Origin of the sequence: Halomonas sp. C22, from assembly GCF_007655045.1 — a bacterium.
GTDB classification, from domain to species: domain Bacteria; phylum Pseudomonadota; class Gammaproteobacteria; order Pseudomonadales; family Halomonadaceae; genus Vreelandella; species Vreelandella hamiltonii.
In genome coordinates, this window is record NZ_VBVC01000004.1 from 243,811 (window position 1) to 262,341 (window position 18,531).

The window sequence follows — 18,531 nt, forward strand, 5'->3', positions numbered from 1 at the left end:
CCGCTGGTGTCAGCTCAATTGAGCCGCTAGCGCTTCAGGGTCCAGGCGCTCGACGGGGTAAGGCAGCGCGTGCAGGCTCACTGGCTGCGCTTGCCAGTAGACGGAGATCTGCTCCTCCGCCACTTTGGTATTCATGACCGCCAGCAACTCTATCTGCTGCTCGTCACTGAACGCGCTGTTGACGACTTCACCCAAGGCTTTCCCTTCCTGATCCACCAGGCTGTCGCCTATCTGGGGTAATGCGCTGGCGCTCACGTGCGCATGCACCAGGCGTTTTTTGACCTGGCCGCGAAAGTGCGCCCGAGCGACGACTTCTTGCCCGGTATAGCAGCCCTTTTTGAAGCTGATGCCGCCCAGCGCTTCCCAGTTGAGCATTTGTGGCAGGAAGTGATCCTGCTGTGCCGCCGTCAACCAGGCGAGGCCGCTACGGATATCTGCCAGCTGCCAGGCTTGCTGTTGCCCCTCTTGCGAAACATGCTCTGGGGGTGTGGTTTCCAGCATCAGCAGCCAGCGAGGAGTGCCCGGCATGCGCAGGGCGGTGCCCGAAGGGCTGGTATGGTGGGCATAGGCCTGATCGGGCAACGTCACGCCTGCCTGCTCCAGTAGCGTGGCGTCGGGGGCGCTGCTGCCCACGAATGTCACGGACGTGGCAATCGTCAGCTCGGTCTTGTAGAAAGCAGCAAATTTTTTGAGGTGGTTGGCCAGAGACTCGGCCAGCGAGGCGTCGAGAATCAGGCGATAGTGCTGTGGCGCCAGGCGCAGCAGTTGGGCGTTGGCCAGCATGCGCCCCTTGGGAGTGCAAAAGCAGGTCAGGGGGGCGAAATGTCCATTGGCGAGGCCGACATGGGCGCTGGTTTGACCCTGGAGAAATTTTTCGGCGTCAGGGCCCGTGACGTCCAGCGCTGCCAGGTGCGTCAGGTAAACAGTACCGGTGAAGGGGTGAGTTTCGGCGGTGGCCATGGTCTCTCCTGAAGATGAATGCTGCGCGGCATGGAGTGAAAGACGCGGCGCGGCGATAGGTTACGCTAGGTGCGGGCAGTAGGCTGCAATTGCAAGCGCACTTGCGCGTGCTAAACTTCAATTCCGCGTATCGGTCTTGCACAAGAATTTTGCGTCGTATCGCCGATCGATCCCGCTAGCATATACTTAACAAGACTCATTAACACATAAAAGGGCAACGCATGGCAGTGCAATCACTCAGTTTCCAAGGGGTTTCCAACGCTGATCAGGTCAACAAGATCACCACGGCATTGATGATGCTGGATGGGGTGGACAGCGCCGAAGTAGGGCGTCATGGCGCCGAAGTGGAAGGGCGTGCCAAGCGCGACGCGCTGATCCAGGCGGTCGAACGGCTCAAGCTACCCATCAAGGTGTCGTGAATGCATCCGCCTATCGTGGTGATCAGTGAGCGCAACCGGACGTTTCGTCAGCGTATCGAGGTAAATGGCCTGGAAGACCTCTACGCAGACGTACCCGCGGTGGTGGGTGGCGATGAAAGTGCGCCGGACCCTCACGACTATTTCGACATTGCCTTGGGAACCTGCAAGGCCATTACCGTACAAATGTATGCCAAGCGCAAGCAGTGGCCGCTGGAAGGCATTACGGTCACGGTGCAGCGAGACGACCAGGATGAAAAGAAGGGCGTTTACCGGCTGGCCGTTCAGCTCGAACTGCACGGTATCAGCGACCCTGAGCAGAAAGCCAAGCTGGAAGAGATCAGCCATCGATGCCCCATTCAGCGGTTGATGACCCAGGCCACCATCGAGATCACCACTCGCACCGAGTGACCATCCCAGGAGCCATGATGAGCAAGGAATTTCGTCTGCAGTCAAAATTCAAGCCTGCGGGCGACCAGCCCACCGCGATCCGCAGCCTGGTAAGCGGCCTGGAGTCGGGCCTTGCCCACCAGACGCTGCTGGGCGTTACCGGCTCCGGCAAGACCTTCACCATGGCCAATGTGGTGCAGCAGCTACAGCGGCCGACCATCGTCATGGCGCCCAACAAGACGCTGGCGGCCCAGCTTTACGGCGAATTCAAGTCGTTCTTTCCCGACAACGCCGTCGAATATTTCGTCTCTTATTACGACTACTATCAGCCGGAAGCATACGTGCCTTCCTCGGACACGTTCATTGAGAAAGATGCCTCGATCAATGATCACATCGAGCAGATGCGGCTGTCCGCCACCAAGGCGCTGCTGGAAAGGCGTGATGCCTTGATCGTCGTGTCGGTATCGGCGATCTATGGTCTGGGTGACCCGGACCAGTATCTGAAAATGCGCCTGCACTTTACCCGCGGCGAGCTGATCGATCAGCGTGCCTTCCTGCGCCGATTGGCGGAGCTGCAGTACACGCGCAACGACATGGATTTTCGTCGCAGCACCTACCGTGTGCGTGGTGATGTAATCGATATCTTTCCGGCGGACGCCGACGAGGAGGCCGTACGGGTCGAGCTCTTCGACGACGAGATCGATTCCATCCGCCTGTTTGACCCACTGACAGGGGATATTCGTGGCCAGGTGCCGCGCATGACGATCTACCCGAAGTCGCACTATGTCACCCCCAGGGAAACCATCCTGGAGGCCATCGATGCCATCAAGGGGGAGCTGAAAGAGCGGCTCGAGTGGCTGAGAAAGCATGAGCGGCTGGTGGAAGCCCAGCGCCTGGAACAGCGCACTCTCTACGACATCGAAATGATGCTGGAGCTGGGTTACTGCAACGGCATCGAAAACTACTCGCGTTACTTGTCTGGCCGTGCCCCTGGCGAGCCGCCGCCGACATTTTTCGATTACCTGCCCGACGATGCGCTGCTCTTCATCGATGAGTCCCACGTCAGCGTGCCCCAGGTGGGTGGCATGTACAAAGGTGACCGCTCCCGCAAGGAAACGCTGGTGGAGTACGGCTTCCGCCTGCCTTCCGCGCTGGACAACCGGCCGATGAAGTTCGAAGAGTGGGAGTCGATTTCGCCACAGACCATCTTCGTCTCGGCCACCCCGGGGCCTTATGAAGCAGAGCATGCCGGTCAGGTGGTCGAGCAGGTGGTGCGCCCCACGGGGCTGCTCGATCCGCAAATCGAAGTGCGCCCTGCCAGCACCCAGGTCGACGATCTGCTGTCCGAAATCGGCTTGCGCACTGCAGTGGGCGAGCGCGTGCTGGTAACTACGCTGACCAAGCGTATGGCCGAGGATTTGACCGACTATCTCGACGAACACGATATTCGGGTGCGCTATCTGCACTCCGATATCGATACTGTCGAGCGGGTGGAAATCATCCGCGATCTACGGCTGGGCAAGTTCGATGTGCTGGTGGGGATCAACCTGCTGCGTGAAGGGCTGGATATTCCGGAAGTATCGCTGGTCGCCATTCTGGATGCAGACAAGGAAGGTTTCCTGCGTGCCGAACGTTCGCTGATCCAGACCATTGGCCGCGCGGCGCGTAATGCCAACGGCAAAGCGATTCTCTACGGTGATCGGATTACCGACTCGATGCGCAAGGCCATCGATGAAACCGAGCGCCGCCGCGCCAAGCAGATGGCCCATAACGAAGAGCATGGCATCACGCCGACCACCGTGACGCGTTCGGTAGCCGACATTCTCGAAGCCGCCCAAACGCCCGGCAAGAAGAGCTCCCGCCGACGTGGCAACGAGCGCAAGGTGGCCGAGCCTGAGGGTAGCTATGACGTGGCGTCCATGAGTCGCCAAGACCTGCTGGCGGCCATCAGCAAGTTGGAAGACGCCATGTTCGAGGCCGCCCAGAACCTGGAGTTCGAAGAGGCGGCGCGGTTGCGTGACCAGGTGCACCGCATGAAAGAACAGCAGCTGGCGCTGGGGTAGGCGATGCCTGAAGGCCCTGAAATCCGGCGTGCTGCGGATCGTATCGAAAAGCAGCTCGCGGGGAAGACGCTGGAAGACGTGTGGTTTGCGTTTCCGGAGCTGGCCCCGCAGGCGGCATCGCTCATTGGTGTTAACGTGCAGAGGGTGGATACCCGCGGCAAGGCGATGCTGATTCGCTTTGCCGACCAGCGCGTGCTCTATTCACACAATCAGCTTTATGGCGTCTGGAAGCTGCATGCCGAGGACAGGCCGCCGGACACCCAGCGCTCGTTGCGTGTCCGGCTGAGCGCTGAGGGAAGGTCTGCCAGTCTTTACAGTGCCTCGGATGTTTCCTTGTGGCATGAAGAGCACCTGCTTCAACATCCATTCTTGTCTCGGCTTGGCCCTGATCTGTTGAGCGAACAGGTTACCCCCGCGCAGGTCAGGCAACGCTTGTTGTTGCCTGCCTTTCGGCGGCGTAGCCTGGGGGCGCTGCTGCTGGATCAGGGCCTGGTGGCGGGGCTGGGTAATTATCTGCGCTCGGAAATTCTGTTTTTCGCCCAGCTGCATCCCCGCCAGCGGCCCGCTGAACTGAGCGATACGCAGCTCGCGTTACTGGCCGAGCTTATCATCGAGGTCACCCGGCAGGCCTATCTACAGGCGGGCGTCACCAACCTGCCCGAGTGGATATCCCAGGCGGTGGCCTCAGGAGAACCTCGCAGGCAGTGGCGCTTTGCAGTGTTCGAGCGGGCTGGACTCAGTTGCCATCGCTGTGGTGATGTCATCGAGCGCACCATGGTCGGTTCTCGCCGACTCTATCGCTGCCCGAACTGTCAGGGTGTTTCGCCATCATAGTTATACCGTTATCTTACCTGCTGGCTCACTGTCAAACCAAAGCGTTAACCCCTGCATGGAGGGAAGCACCTGTAGTGGCTGCCGGGATTGTTTCAATACGGTATACTTCCAGCACACTTAGACGGCCGAGAAGGTCGCACTCAGCACGATAACCGAGGAGCTGTTCATCCATGACCGTGATTCGCCAGGACGACGTGATTCAAAGCGTTGCCGATGCTCTGCAGTACATCTCTTACTATCACCCCAAGGATTTTATCGATGCCATGGCAGCCGCTTATGAGCGCGAAGAGAATCCGGCGGCCAAGGATGCCATTGCTCAGATCCTGATCAACTCACGGATGTGCGCCACGGGCCATCGCCCCATCTGCCAGGACACCGGTATCGTGACGGTATTCGTGCATGTCGGCATGAACGTGACCTGGGAAGCGGACCTCAGCCTGGATGACATGATCAACGAAGGCGTGCGCCGGGCCTATCAATTGCCCGATAACGTTCTGCGTGCATCGGTTCTGGCCGACCCGGATGGCAAGCGCCAAAACACCAAGGACAATACGCCCGCCATCATCCATCACAAGATCGTGCCTGGCGACAAGGTCGATATTCACGTGGCAGCGAAGGGCGGCGGTAGCGAGGCAAAATCGAAGTTTGCCATGCTCAACCCTTCCGACAGCGTGGTGGATTGGGTCATGGAACAGTTGCCCAAGATGGGCGCTGGCTGGTGCCCGCCCGGCATGCTCGGTATCGGGATTGGTGGAACCGCCGAAAAGGCCATGGAAATCGCCAAGGAAGCGCTCCTCGATCCTATCGACATCCAAGACCTTCAGGCACGTGGCCCCAGCAACCGGGCAGAAGAGCTGCGTCTGGAGCTGTTCGACAAGATCAACAAGAGTGGCATCGGTGCCCAGGGGCTGGGCGGCTTGACCACGGTGCTGGATATCAAGGTCAAGGATTATCCCACCCATGCGGCCAACAAGCCGGTGGCCATCATTCCCAACTGTGCGGCGACGCGTCATGCGCACTTCACTCTGGATGGTTCCGGTGCCGTCTCGTTGCCAGCTCCCAAGCTGGAAGATTGGCCGGAAATCACTCGTGAAGCGGGTGATAACGTCAAGCGCGTGAATCTCGATACGGTCACTCCCGAAGAGGTCAGCACCTGGCAGCCAGGCGACACGCTGCTGCTCAACGGTAAACTGCTGACCGGACGCGATGCGGCGCACAAGCGTATGGTCGACATGATCTCCAAAGGTGAGCCGCTGCCGGTAGACATGAAAGGTCGCTTCATCTACTACGTCGGGCCAGTAGACCCGGTAGGTGATGAAGTCGTGGGGCCAGCAGGGCCAACGACCGCCACTCGTATGGACAAGTTCACCCGTACCATGCTGGAAGAGACCGGGCTGCTGGGGATGGTAGGCAAGGCCGAGCGTGGCCAGGCGGCCATCGACGCGATTCGCGACAACCAGGCCGTCTATCTGATGGCGGTCGGGGGCTCTGCCTATCTGGTGGCCCAGGCCATCAAGAAGTCTCGTGTAGTAGGCTTCGAGGACCTTGGAATGGAAGCCATCTATGAGTTCGAGGTGGAAGACATGCCGGTCACGGTCGCCGTCGATAGCCAGGGCACGTCGGTGCACCAGACGGGGCCTGCCAAGTGGAAAGAAATCATTGCCCAAAAGGCCTGATGGCCGATTGGCAACCTGTGTGACCAGATGAGTGACCGGAAGCCCCGTCCCAGGCGGGGCTTCTCCGCATGGTCGCTATAGAAAAACAGCAAGATGTCCTGATGATGACGAGGAAGCGTTAATGGCCTCATGGCTGCTAGGCACGGCGATCATGATGATCCACGTTCTGGGGATGGTCTCGGCAGTAATGGCGTTGATGTCCAGTCGGACATCCCAGGGTGCTGTCGCGTGGATCATTTCACTGCTGACCTTTCCCTATATCGCTTTACCCGCCTACTGGTTTTTTGGACGCCCCCGCTTCTATGGCTATGTGACCGCACGCGGTGCAAGAGATACGGTGCTGCGCAGAGTCTTGGTGCGCTATCGTCACAACATCAAGCCCCACGTGGTCGAGTCCACCAATACCGATATCAAGGCCGTTGAGCAGCTGGCGATGATGCCGCTGACCCGAGGCAATCACCCGCAGTTGCTGATCGATGGGCAAGCAACGTTCGACAGCTTGTTCGAAGGCATCGCGCAGGCTCGGCACTATCTGTTGCTGCAGTTCTTCATCGTGCGTGATGATGCGCTTGGACGTGAGTTGCAGCAGCATCTCGTAGGCGCGGCCCAGCGCGGTGTGCGTGTCTATTTTCTCTACGATGAAATTGGCAGCCGCAAGCTGCGAGACGGTTATTTCAAAGAGCTGAAACAGGCAGGTGTCGAAGTGACCCCGTTTCGATCGTCGCGTGGCATCAAACACCGCTTCCAGCTCAACTTCCGCAACCACCGCAAGATTGCCGTGGTGGATGGGGAGCAGGGGTGGGTAGGCGGCTTCAATGTCGGCACAGAGTATCTGGGGCAGAGTAAGAAGCATGGCCCTTGGCGCGATACTCATCTGTTACTGCACGGTCCTAGCGTTCTCGGCCTCCAGGAAGCGTTCTGGGAGGATTGGCACTGGGCCACAGGGGAAGTGATTACGCTGAACTGGCACGCGGCACCCGCCGCGGGGCATGACCAACAAGTGGTCATCGTGCCGTCGGGGCCTGCGGACAAGCAGGACACGGCAGGGCTGCTGGTGCAGCAGCTGATTCACAGTGCCAACGAACGTTTCTGGGTCACCAGCCCGTATTTCGTGCCGGACCAGGGCGTTCAGGATTCATTGAGACTGGCGGCCATGCGCGGTGTAGATGTGCGTGTGATGATCCCGGAGCGGCCGGATCACTTGCTGGTTTTCCTGTCGGCGTTCTCGTTCTTGCCCGACATGCTCAAGGCAGGTGTGAAAATATACCGTTATCAGCCTGGCTTTTTACACCAAAAAGTCATGCTTATCGACAACAGCTCGTCTGCCGTCGGTACGGTCAATCTGGATAATCGCTCGTTCAGATTGAATTTCGAGATTACCGCCTTCATACCCAGCGCTGATTTTACCCGACAGGTGGCCGAGATGCTGGAAGCCGATTTCGCCCAGTGTCGACGCGTTACCCTCGATGAAGTCAGCCAGCGGCCAATGTGGAAAAAAGTCGTATCCCGCGCCGCGTACCTGATGTCACCCGTCCAGTAGCCGCTGGGCCAGCCGCGATCACAAAGAACCAATAAACAAAGGGAGTGTTGGGTGAATCTTGAAACAAAATGGTTAGAAGATTTTGTGGCACTGGCCAACACGCGCAGTTTTTCTGCGTCTGCCAGGCAGCGCCATGTGACCCAACCTGCCTTTAGTCGTCGCATCAGGGCGCTGGAACAAGCGGTGGGAGTCACCTTGGTGGACCGCTCGACGACACCCATAGGGCTCACCTCGGAAGGCCAGCTTTTTTTGGTCACTGCGCGCAACCTGGTAGAGCAACTCAATGAATCACTCAGCCATTTGCGTGGCCTCTCGATTGCCAACGAGGCGCTGGATATCGTGGCCGCGCACTCCTTGGCGTTGAGTTTTTATCCGCCCTGGATCTCGCGGCTGCAGAAGGGTTTGGGCGAACTGCCGACGCGGTTGGTGGCCATGAATGTGGGCGAGGCGATTCACGTTCTGCGGGAAGGCAACTGTGACCTCATGTTGGCTTACTATGACCCGTTTGCCACCATGCAGCTGGACGCCGAAGTGTTCCCGTCTTTTTCGATTGGCAAGGTCAAGATGTTGCCCGTGTCGCTCCCTGATGAGCAGGGCAAGCCGCTGTTCTCGCTGCTGCGTGATCAGTCGATTCCCTACCTGGCCTACACACAGGGTGCTTTCCTGGGGCGTAGCGTGCGCATGCTGCTGAAGAACGATCCGCTACGCATGAAGCTGCGCACGGTGTACGAAACGGCCATGGCCGAGGGCCTGAAGGGCATGGTGTTGCAAGGAGTCGGCGTGGCCTGGATTCCCGATTTCTGCATCCGTGAAGAGCTGAAGAGCGGTCGGCTGGTTCGGGCAGGAGATGAGGGGTGGGATATTCCTCTGGAAATCCGTTTGTATCGTTGCTCGCTGGTGCACAAGCCCGGGGTAGAGCGCCTATGGCGGCAAATGATGAAGCTGCCGCGCGATTTTCTGCAGGGCTAAACGCCGCCCAGGTTGGCCGGTAGCCCTAGAAAGTTTTGAATGATGAAGAAGTGGTCTTCAAACAGACTTTCCGGCTCCAGGTCGGCCAACGCCACCCAGCGGGCATGCTCGCCGCCTTTGACCGGCTTCAGGCGAGGTAGCTGCTGGTCGGGGGTCAGCGCAAAATAGAAAGCTTCGGCGAGCGTTCGCCCTCGCCAACTGCGGTGTGGCTCATCGAACAGACGCTGGCCGCGTAGCGAGCCCTTCAGCACCGGTTCCGGCACTTTGAGCCGCAAGCGTTCGCGCAGCTCGCGCAGGCAGGCATCCAGCAAGCGTTCGTGAGGGTTGATGAAGCCGCCGGGCAGCGCGAACAGCCCCTTGCCAGGGGCGGCAGTGCGCTTCACCAGCAATACATGGCCAGATTGCACCACCACGGCATTTACCGTCACGAAGATGGGCGGGTAAGGGGCTTTTGCCCAGGCCTGGCGATACTGGTCCAGCAAATGCTGCTCCTCCAGCAACTGATGATAAGCATCACCCTTGCAGAACTGTCCTACGCTTCTGACCACCCCCGGGGGAAGATCATGATAAGCGCCAGTGCTCAGATAGTCGCCGGTGGCGTCCGGGGAGCGAAACAGCCGTTCTCGAATCTGGCTGGCTGAAATGCCTTCCACCAGCGGAACGCTGACCGATTCCCACTGAGGAAACAGCGAAAGATAGTAGCTCGATTGGCCACGGCTGGCTCCGATCAGTCCGATACGTGGCAGACGAGCCTTGGCGGGGGTAGCCAGGTCACGCACCTTGCGTTGCACATCCCGCACCCAGACATCGTCATTGTAAAGGGCATCCAGCAGGGGCGTGATTTCCAGGCGGCGGTTCTCGGCTTCGTCGAATCCCGAGCGGATCATGGCTTGGCGTTCATTGAAGTGCCAGGGATTGCGTAACGAACGCGCTTGCCACGAAGAGCCGACCATGACGATGACCTGACGCGCCTGTTTGAGCGCTTCGCGGATGATGGCCAAATGCCCCAGATGTGGCGGCTGAAAACGACCAATGAAGACTAGGCAGTCAAACTCATGGTTCGAAGGGGAGAGGGCAGCATCCGGTGTCATGGGGTGTCCTTGCGCGCTGGTCAGTTGGCCATCAGGCGTGGCCATTATGGTCAGTGAGTCACTTCTGTGCAATGCATCAAACCCTGCGCTCAACGGTTTCATTCGGTATGCTTACCTATTGATAGTGATAGTGGCGTTATAAAAAAGGACGCTGGGAATGGTTTTAAAGGGAATAACTATGCTGAAGCGCACGCTCGTTTTCTGGTGGAACGTGGTACAAGATGCAATCTCTCTATGGCTGGAGCGCAATGCCTTCAGCTACGCTGGTTCGCTGGCGTTCTATACGCTTTTTTCGCTGGCTCCGACGATCATCATTGCCGTCACCGTGATCGGGGTGGTGCTGGGGGAAGATGCTGCTCAAGGGCAAATCGTGGCACAGCTTCAAGGCACGTTAGGGGCCGAGGCTGCCCAGGCGGTGGAACAGGCGGTTGCCCAGTCGCGTATCGAAGAGTCCGGGCTTCTGCCTACTGTCTTAGGGGTGGTTGCGCTCCTGGTGGGTGCCACCACGGTCTTTGCTCAGATGCAGTTTTCACTCAATACCATCTGGGGCGTCACGGCCAAGCCTACCAGCAACAGCGCCTTCATTTTCATCAAGACGCGCCTGCTGTCGCTGACCGTCGTGCTTTCGATTGGCTTCATTCTGCTCGTTTCTCTGGTGCTGGGCGTTTTCCTGCGCAGCATGCTGCACGCCACCAGTGACCTGCTGCCCATCGCGACCATCGTCACTACCACTGCCGAGTCGCTCATTTCGCTGGCCATGGTGACCTTGCTGTTTGCCACTATCTTCAAAGTGCTGCCCGATGTGGTATTGCGTTGGCAGGACGTGCTGATCGGCGCGCTGGTGACGGCGATTCTGTTCACGATAGGCCGCAGCCTGATCGCCATCTATCTGGCCTATACGGCCACCGCATCTACCTATGGTGCCGCGGGCTCGGTAGTGATGATCCTGCTGTGGGTCTACTACAGTTCCTTGATACTGTTGTTCGGTGCATCGTTTACCCGTTCGCTGCTGCTGCGCCGAGGGCGCCCTCTGGTGCCCCGCAACAGTGCGGTATTGGTACGCCAAGAATTGCTTTGATGAACAGGAGGTTGCCATTGTCGCAGTGCTGTCTGCGTGGAATGGTGCCTGGGAAGGTTCAAGGGGCCAGGGTGACCCACGTATCAATGGAACCCCTGGCCCTACATCACGCTTCTGGTCATTTTGCGACGTTTTGACGTATTGCCGCCTCAGGCGGACTGCTCTGCCTGCCAGTCAGTGATGTTTTTCGCCGACAGCAAGACGATGTTCTGACGCGCTTCGGGGGTGATCCAGGCGTTATGCGGCGTGACGATCAAATTGAGCGGCTCTCCTGCTGCCAAGGCATCCAGCAACGCATGCCCCTGGCGGGGGGGCTCGGCGGGCAGCACGTCAACGGCCAGCCCGCCCAGCGCTCCTTTGCGCAGCGCCTCCAGAGCGGCCTCTTCGTCGATGATGCCGCCGCGCGCGCAGTTGACCAGCAGCAGTGAAGGCTTGGCCTTGGCCAAACGCGCTTGACTGATCAAATGTCGTGTGTCGTCGTTCAGGGGGCAGTGCAGGCTGATGACATCGGCGTTGGGCAGCAGGTCGTCCAGAGCCGGGCGCTTATCGGCGGCTTCGTTGCCAGGACGCGCGGCGAAGGTCACTTGCATGCCGAAGGCCTCGGCCAGACGAGCGACTTCCGAGCCCAGTTCGCCACTACCTACCATGACCAGTTGCTTGCCAGCCAGCTGCAGCGTCGGGTGGTTCTGAAGGCAGAAGAAATCACTTTTCTGCCAAGCTCCTGCGGCGATATCTGCCTGATAGCGCGGCAGGCGATTGGCCAGCGACAGCATCAGCATCAGCGTGTGCTGAGAGACACTGGCCGTGCCGTAGGCGGAGACGTTCTTGACGACGATGCCATGAGCTTTGGCTGCGTCAAGATCGATATTGTTCAATCCCGTGGCCAGGACGCAGATCAGCCGTAGCGAAGGCAACTGCGACAACGTGTCGGCGTCCAGTGTGACCTTGTTGACGATGGCAATATCCGCGTTTTTCAGGCGCTCGCGGGCCTGCTCTGGGGTGCTTTGTTGATAGGTTTCCAGGTGATCGACGGCCTCACGAATCGGCGTCAGGTCGATATGGGGGCCCAGGCTTTCTGCATCCAGCATTACCGCATGAGGCATGTTGTTTTCTCCATTGGCTGCCAAGTGGCGCTTGGCCTTGCCCGGCAGGGGGCACAAAAGGGTATAATGTTCGCGCTATCAACCGCAGTCTTGGAATTTATCCCAGCAGGCCACATATTGTCAGCTCGGCGGCCTAGTCGTTCGCCACTTTTCTGTAAATATCAGTCTGTTGACGTTGTGCTTTTCAGGAGCCCTCAACATGCCTATCTATGAGTACGAGTGCAAGGCCTGCGGCCATCGCATGGAAAAACTACAGAAGGTCAGCGCTGATCCGCTGACTCAATGCCCCGCTTGCCAGCAGGATGACCTCGAACGGCTGGTGTCTGCGGCAGGCTTTCGTCTGGCCGGTGGCGGCTGGTACGAAACCGATTTCAAAACCGGTAGCAAAAAGAACCTTGCTGCTGGCGGTGGCTCGGCTGGCTCTTCGTCCAGCGACACCAGCACGCCATCCCCCAGCAAAGGCGCCGCGGCTTAGCCGCGGCGGTCAGCCGAGGTAGTTGGCGACCCCTTACATAGTCACGCAACAGAACAGGAAGAGACATGCGCAGCCATTATTGCGGCCAGCTGAACGAAACATTGGTGGATCAAACGGTCACCGTCTGCGGTTGGGTACATCGCCGTCGTGATCACGGTGGGGTTATCTTTCTCGACATGCGCGACCGCGATGGGATTGCGCAATTCGTCGTCGACCCCGATACCGCCGAGGCGTTTGCTAATGCCGACCGTGCGCGCAGTGAATATGTTCTGCGTATTACAGGGCGTGTTCGCCTGCGTCCCGAAGGCACTCAGAACCCCAACATGCCGACTGGCATGATCGAAGTGCTGGCCAAGGAAGTCGAGGTGCTCAACACTGCCCTCACGCCGCCTTTCCAGCTGGACGAGCATGGCAAGGTGGGTGAAGAGGTGCGCTTGAAGCATCGTTACATCGACCTGCGCCGGCCGGACATGATCGAGAAGCTGCGCCTGCGTTCACGTATTTCGCACAGCGTTCGTGCGTTTCTCGAAGGCCAGGGGTTTCTGGACATCGAAACGCCCATCCTGACCCGCGCGACACCCGAAGGTGCCCGCGACTACCTGGTGCCGAGCCGCACCCATGCGGGTAGCTTTTTTGCACTGCCGCAGTCGCCGCAGCTGTTCAAGCAGCTGCTGATGGTGGCGGGCTTTGACCGCTACTACCAGATTGCCAAGTGCTTCCGTGACGAAGACCTGCGTGCCGACCGTCAGCCAGAGTTTACCCAGATCGATATCGAGGCCTCGTTCGTCGAGGAAAACGATATCATGGGCATCACCGAAGCCATGATCCGCCAGCTGTTCCAGGAAGTGCTGGATGTCGAGCTGCCGGAGTTCCCGCGCATGACTTGGCAGGAAGCCATGGATCGCTTCGGCTCCGACAAACCGGACCTGCGCATTCCGTTGGAGCTGACGGATGTCGATGACCTGATGCAGCAGGTGGATTTCAAGGTGTTCTCTGGTCCTGCCAGCGCGGAAGATGGCCGTGTAGCTGCCTTGCGTGTGCCGGGTGGAGCGAAGCTGTCGCGCAAAGAGATCGACGAATACACCAAATTCGTCGGTATCTACGGCGCCAAGGGCCTGGCCTGGATCAAAGTCAACGAGCGCGCCAAAGGGCTGGAAGGCCTGCAGTCGCCCATCGTCAAGTTCATGGAGAACGTCGTCGAGGAACTGCTCGATCGCGTGGGTGCAGAAGATGGCGACATCATCTTCTTCGGTGCCGACAAAACGCGCATCGTCAACGAAGCCATCGGCGCACTGCGTGTCAAGCTGGGCGCTGATCTGGCCATGTATACCCAGCCCTGGGCGCCGCTCTGGGTGGTCGATTTCCCGATGTTCGAAGCCGATGATCAAGGCCGCCTGAGCCCGCTGCACCATCCCTTCACGGCGCCTTCCTGCACGCCGGAAGAGCTCAAGGCCAACCCGGCCGCCGCACTATCGCGTGCTTACGACATGGTATTGAACGGTACCGAGCTGGGCGGTGGTTCCATTCGTATCCACGATCAGTCCATGCAAAGCACCGTATTCGACATTCTGGGGATTGGCCAGGAGGAAGCGCAGGAGAAATTCGGCTTCCTGCTGGATGCCTTGCAGTACGGTGCACCGCCCCATGGTGGTTTGGCTTTCGGTCTGGATCGCCTGGTCATGCTGATGGTCGGTGCCAAAACCATCCGTGAAGTGATCGCCTTCCCGAAAACGCAAAGCGCTGGCTGCTTGATGACCGACGCCCCCGGCGAAGTCAGCCCCGAGCAGCTCAAGGAGCTGAGCATTCGACTGCGCCAAAAGGCCAAGGCGGAGACCACAGGCGAGTAAACGCTCTGTCGCCTGCCAGAGGTAGCCAACACCGACGCTCTGCGTCGGTGTTTTGTTATGTGTCACCTTATCTGCCATCGCGTTACCAGGAGTCAGTACATGGAAGGACATCAGTCCGTGGCAGTCGTTCGAATCATGGGGATCGACCCTGGGTCACGGATTACCGGCTACGGCGTCATTGACCTGATCGGCATGAAGCCTCGCTATGTGGCCAGCGGCTGTATACGTACCTCTGATGGGGCGCTGGAGCAGCGTTTGGCGCAGATCTATGCCGGGCTCGGGGAAGTGATCGGCCTGTATCGACCTGAAGCAGTCGCGGTAGAGCGTGTGTTCATGGCCAAGAATGCCGACTCGGCGCTAAAGCTGGGCCAAGCTCGAGGCGCCGCGCTGGTATGCCTGGCCAACCATGGGCTGAGTATTTCCGAGTATGCTGCCCGGCATATCAAGCAGGCCGTCACGGGACATGGGGGTGCCGAGAAAACACAGGTGCAGCACATGGTGACGACGCTGTTGCAGTTGACCGCCACGCCTCAAGCCGATGCGGCCGACGCGCTGGCCATTGCCTTGACCCACGCGTTCACCGGAAGTGGTCGAGTTCCCCCCGCGGCCAAGCAGGGTAAACGACGCTCTACGGGGCGTTGGCGGCTATAGCCGTTACTGGTCATCTGTACAGAGTCGCTTTATAGTGGCTTACCGTTTTCACTACCCGCGAGCACCCCTATGATTGGTCGGTTAACTGGTTTATTGATCGAGAAGCATCCCCCCTGGATCGTGGTGGATGTCCATGGCGTTGGCTACGAACTGGAAGCCTCCATGAACACGCTGGTGGCGCTGCCTGCGCCAGGTGAAAACGTCTCGTTATATACGCACTTGACCATTCGCGACGATGCCCATTTGCTGTATGGCTTCGGCCGTGAGCATGAGCGTGCGCTGTTTCGCGCCTTGATCAAGGTCAGTGGTGTAGGCCCCAAACTGGCGCTGGCGATTCTCTCGGGGATGGATGAGGACGCCTTCATGCGCTGCGTGCGTGACGATGACAGCAAGGCATTGACCCGTTTGCCTGGGGTGGGCAAAAAGACGGCCGAACGGCTGATCATCGACATGCGTGATCGCTTTCCCGACTGGGAGCAGAGCCACGCCCCGTTGGCCCTGGAGGCCACCAGTGGCCGTCCAGCCCCGCGCGACAGTTTGGCCGATGCAGAGGCAGCGCTGGTCAGCCTCGGCTACAAGCTGACCGAAGCTGCTAAAATGCTGGCCGATGTAGATCCTAATCAATCCACCGAAGCGTTGATCAAGGCGGCGCTGACTCAGCGCATGAGTGGCTGAGCGCAACGCAAATTCCACTTGATACACCGCGTGCCGGACCTCGTGTCGCTCCGGCGTTGATCAGATCCAGTAGAAGAGTTGCCATGCTAGAACATGACCGATTGATCGCCGCTGAACCGGAGCACGGGGAAGTTCGCATCGATCACGCCATTCGGCCCAAGCGCCTTCGGGACTACATTGGCCAGCCCCGAGTCCGTGAGCAGCTGGAAATCTTTATTGGCGCGGCCAGATTGCGGGAAGAGAGCCTTGACCACACGCTGGTGTTTGGCCCACCAGGCCTTGGCAAGACCACGCTGGCCAATATCATCGCCACCGAAATGGGGGTCGGCCTGAAGTCGACTTCCGGGCCGGTGCTCGAGCGGGCCGGGGATCTGGCTGCGATGCTGACCAACCTGGAGCCGGGTGACGTTCTGTTCATCGATGAGATACATCGCCTTTCGCCCGTGGTGGAAGAGGTCCTCTATCCCGCCATGGAAGACTTTCAGCTCGACATCATGATTGGTGAAGGGCCTGCGGCGCGCTCCATCAAGCTCGACCTTCCCCGCTTTACGCTGGTGGGGGCGACCACGCGAGCAGGACTGCTGACCTCGCCGCTGCGCGATCGCTTCGGTATCGTCCAGCGTCTGGAGTTCTACAATCTCGAAGAGCTGACGGAAATCGTCGCCCGTTCGGCACGCCTGCTAGGGGTGGAAACCAGCCGAGAAGGCGCGGTGGAAATTGCACGGCGCTCGCGGGGGACGCCTCGCATCGCCAATCGCCTGCTGCGCCGCGTACGTGACTATGCCGAGATCAAGGGCAACGGGGTGGTCGATGTGACCCTTGCCGATGCCGCCTTGAACATGCTCAACGTCGACCATCATGGCCTGGACCATATGGATCGCCGCCTGCTGCTGGCCATGATCGACAAGTTCGACGGTGGGCCTGTCGGGGTCGATTCGCTGTCGGCGGCGATTGGCGAGGAGCGCGATACCATCGAGGACGTGATCGAGCCTTACCTGATTCAGCAGGGCCTGATGATGCGTACGCCACGTGGTCGGGTGGTGACGCGCCAGGCGTGGCAACATTTCGAGCGTATAGCGCCCGACAGTGCCATGAATGCAGAAGGGGAGCGGCGGCCATGACCGATGGTTTTGCGATGCCAGTGCGCGTTTACATAGAAGATACTGACGCGGGCGGTATTGTCTACTACGTTAACTATCTGAAGTTTATGGAACGCGCCCGCAGTGAATGGTTGAGAGAATTGGGCCTGAATCAGCAAACGCTGCTAGACGAAGGGACGCAGCTAGTGGTATACCGCATTGCCTGCCGCTATGCCAAGCCAGCACGTCTCGACGATGCGCTGACCGTAACGGCCACCATGGCCAATCAAGGCCGTTGTCGAATGACATTCGAGCAGCAGGTGTGGCGAGACAAGGAACTCTTGTGCTCCGCCACAGTCGAGATAGCCTGTTTGAGCGCTGATACCTTACGGCCCAAAGCGTGGCCTGCATCGCTCGATCTTTCTGTGTCGGCTCACTAGCCGACCTTCAGTGTGATCTCGTGCTAGCTAAACCCGGTGAAATGACCACCGCTACCCATGTCGCCATGTCGACGCCAATAGATTGAAGAGGGCAACTGTGAACGATAACACCATGTCCATACCCCACTTGATAATGAGTGCCAGCACCGTCGTGCAGCTCGTCATGTTACTGCTGGTGGTGGGGTCGATCCTCTCTTGGGTGGTGATTTTCCAGCGCAGCATGGCATTGCGTCGTGCCAAGCAGGAGTACAATCAATTCGAAGAGTCATTCTGGTCGGGTGTCGACCTCAATGAACTGTACCGCGAAATTCCTGCCGATGACCCACGCCACGGCGCGGAGCATATCTTCCAGTCCGGCTTTCGCGAGTTCAACCGTCTGATGCCCAAGACGCGTAACGCCGACACGATCCTCGAAGGCGTTCAGCGCAGCATGCGCGTTGCCTGGTCGCGGGAAGAGGATCGCCTTACCCAGCACCTGATTTTTCTGGCCACTGTGGCATCGGTCAGCCCTTACGTCGGCCTGTTTGGTACGGTGTGGGGCATCATGGGCTCGTTCCAGTCGCTTTCCATGACCCAGCAAGCCACTTTGGCCACCGTGGCGCCCTGGATTGCCGAAGCCCTGATCGCCACCGCCATGGGCCTTCTGGCAGCGATTCCTGCCGTTATCTTCTATAACCGCCTTTCCAACGAAGCCTCTCGCCTGTTGGGCAAGTACGAAAATTTTGCTGAAGAATTCCATGCGATCCTGCATCGCAACTTGCAAGGTCGCGACGGCAAGCCCGATGCCCGCTAAAGGAGTTCGTCATGCAAGGTTCGTTTAATCGCGGCGGCAAGAAAAAGCCCATGGGGGAGATCAATGTCGTCCCCTTCATCGATGTCATGCTGGTGCTGCTGGTCATTTTCATGATCACGGCGCCCATGTTGACGCAAGGCGTACAGGTGGATTTGCCGCAGGTCACTTCGGAACCTATCGAGACTCAAGAAGACAGTGATCCGATCATCATTTCGGTGGATCGTGACGGTGGCTACTTCATCACCCTGGGTGAAGACACCAGCAATGTCTCTTTGGAGCAGATTTCCGAACGCGTCATTGCCATTCTCCAACGGCGACCTGGCACCCCTGTCATGGTCAGGGGCGACCGTAGCGTGCCTTATGGCCAGGTCGTCATGTTGATGAGCACCCTGCAACGCTCTGGTGTGGCGAACGTTGGGCTGCTCTCAGAGCCGCCGCAAGATGGCTAAGG

The 18,531-nt window shown here is 59.0% G+C and carries 19 protein-coding genes; 16 read left to right on the forward strand and 3 right to left on the reverse strand.

Features of this window, described 5'->3' with window-relative positions; all coding sequences use genetic code 11:
- Positions 1-9: 9 nt before the first annotated feature.
- A complete protein-coding gene (gene ygfZ, locus FEU76_RS10490) occupies positions 10-960 on the reverse strand; it encodes a CAF17-like 4Fe-4S cluster assembly/insertion protein YgfZ (RefSeq protein ID WP_144982765.1) in 951 nt (316 codons plus the stop codon).
- A 221-nt stretch (positions 961-1,181) separates the two neighbouring features.
- Here ygfZ and FEU76_RS10495 point away from each other — a divergent pair, with 221 nt between their 5' ends.
- The 7 genes from FEU76_RS10495 (at position 1,182) to FEU76_RS10525 (ending at position 8,848) form a co-directional block, all read left to right on the forward strand.
- Positions 1,182-1,379, forward strand: coding sequence for a hypothetical protein (locus FEU76_RS10495; RefSeq protein ID WP_039178013.1), 198 nt, complete (start codon positions 1,182-1,184; stop codon positions 1,377-1,379).
- Positions 1,380-1,787 carry an OsmC family protein gene (locus FEU76_RS10500; protein ID WP_144982768.1) on the forward strand — a complete coding sequence of 136 codons (408 nt, stop codon included), beginning with the start codon at positions 1,380-1,382 and terminating at the stop codon, positions 1,785-1,787.
- A 17-nt stretch (positions 1,788-1,804) separates the two neighbouring features.
- The gene (gene uvrB, locus FEU76_RS10505; RefSeq protein WP_144982771.1) at positions 1,805-3,829 is read left to right on the forward strand and encodes an excinuclease ABC subunit UvrB; all 2,025 of its coding nucleotides are present in this window, start codon (positions 1,805-1,807) and stop codon (positions 3,827-3,829) included.
- Positions 3,830-3,832: 3 nt separating this feature from the next.
- Positions 3,833-4,663 (forward strand): endonuclease VIII, encoded by an 831-nt coding sequence (gene nei / locus FEU76_RS10510; RefSeq protein ID WP_144982774.1) that lies wholly within the window; start codon positions 3,833-3,835, stop codon positions 4,661-4,663.
- Between the two features lie 170 nt (positions 4,664-4,833).
- Positions 4,834-6,339, forward strand: a complete 1,506-nt coding sequence (locus FEU76_RS10515) for a fumarate hydratase (protein WP_039178005.1) — start codon at positions 4,834-4,836, stop codon at positions 6,337-6,339.
- A 121-nt stretch (positions 6,340-6,460) separates the two neighbouring features.
- Entirely contained in the window at positions 6,461-7,879 is a 1,419-nt protein-coding gene (gene cls / locus FEU76_RS10520; RefSeq protein ID WP_144982777.1) for a cardiolipin synthase, read from the forward strand.
- A 51-nt stretch (positions 7,880-7,930) separates the two neighbouring features.
- The gene (locus FEU76_RS10525; RefSeq protein ID WP_144982780.1) at positions 7,931-8,848 is read left to right on the forward strand and encodes a LysR substrate-binding domain-containing protein; all 918 of its coding nucleotides are present in this window, start codon (positions 7,931-7,933) and stop codon (positions 8,846-8,848) included.
- On the opposite strand, the gene FEU76_RS10530 is transcribed toward FEU76_RS10525, so the two are convergent.
- Entirely contained in the window at positions 8,845-9,939 is a 1,095-nt protein-coding gene (locus FEU76_RS10530) for a bifunctional nicotinamide-nucleotide adenylyltransferase/Nudix hydroxylase (protein WP_144982783.1), read from the reverse strand. The two genes, FEU76_RS10525 and FEU76_RS10530, sit on opposite strands and share 4 nt — an antisense overlap.
- A 178-nt stretch (positions 9,940-10,117) precedes the next feature.
- Between FEU76_RS10530 and FEU76_RS10535 the strand changes: the two genes are divergently transcribed.
- Complete coding sequence (locus FEU76_RS10535) at positions 10,118-11,017, forward strand: YihY/virulence factor BrkB family protein (protein WP_039177997.1); 900 nt, start codon at positions 10,118-10,120, stop codon at positions 11,015-11,017.
- A 149-nt stretch (positions 11,018-11,166) separates the two neighbouring features.
- Here the strand turns inward: FEU76_RS10535 and FEU76_RS10540 are convergent, their stop codons facing one another.
- Entirely contained in the window at positions 11,167-12,120 is a 954-nt protein-coding gene (locus FEU76_RS10540; RefSeq protein ID WP_144982786.1) for a D-2-hydroxyacid dehydrogenase, read from the reverse strand.
- 199 nt (positions 12,121-12,319) lie between these two features.
- Between FEU76_RS10540 and FEU76_RS10545 the strand changes: the two genes are divergently transcribed.
- From FEU76_RS10545 to tolR, 8 genes are all read left to right on the forward strand, one after another.
- A complete protein-coding gene (locus tag FEU76_RS10545) occupies positions 12,320-12,595 on the forward strand; it encodes an FmdB family zinc ribbon protein (protein ID WP_016913811.1) in 276 nt (91 codons plus the stop codon).
- Between the two features lie 65 nt (positions 12,596-12,660).
- Complete coding sequence (aspS, locus tag FEU76_RS10550; protein WP_039177993.1) at positions 12,661-14,442, forward strand: aspartate--tRNA ligase; 1,782 nt, start codon at positions 12,661-12,663, stop codon at positions 14,440-14,442.
- 99 nt (positions 14,443-14,541) lie between these two features.
- A complete protein-coding gene (gene ruvC / locus FEU76_RS10555; RefSeq protein WP_096923010.1) occupies positions 14,542-15,093 on the forward strand; it encodes a crossover junction endodeoxyribonuclease RuvC in 552 nt (183 codons plus the stop codon).
- Between the two features lie 69 nt (positions 15,094-15,162).
- Entirely contained in the window at positions 15,163-15,768 is a 606-nt protein-coding gene (ruvA, locus tag FEU76_RS10560; RefSeq protein ID WP_039177989.1) for a Holliday junction branch migration protein RuvA, read from the forward strand.
- Positions 15,769-15,851: 83 nt separating this feature from the next.
- Entirely contained in the window at positions 15,852-16,889 is a 1,038-nt protein-coding gene (gene ruvB, locus FEU76_RS10565; RefSeq protein WP_039177987.1) for a Holliday junction branch migration DNA helicase RuvB, read from the forward strand.
- Positions 16,886-17,287: a tol-pal system-associated acyl-CoA thioesterase gene (gene ybgC, locus FEU76_RS10570; RefSeq protein ID WP_039177985.1), complete on the forward strand. Its 402-nt coding sequence runs from the start codon at positions 16,886-16,888 to the stop codon at positions 17,285-17,287. Before ruvB ends, ybgC begins: the two co-directional genes overlap by 4 nt.
- Positions 17,288-17,399: 112 nt before the next feature.
- On the forward strand, positions 17,400-18,080 hold the full coding sequence (gene tolQ / locus FEU76_RS10575; RefSeq protein WP_227408033.1) for a protein TolQ: 681 nt from the start codon (positions 17,400-17,402) through the stop codon (positions 18,078-18,080).
- Positions 18,081-18,091: 11 nt separating this feature from the next.
- Positions 18,092-18,529, forward strand: a complete 438-nt coding sequence (gene tolR / locus FEU76_RS10580; RefSeq protein WP_016913818.1) for a protein TolR — start codon at positions 18,092-18,094, stop codon at positions 18,527-18,529.
- The last annotated feature ends 2 nt before the right edge of the window (positions 18,530-18,531 follow it).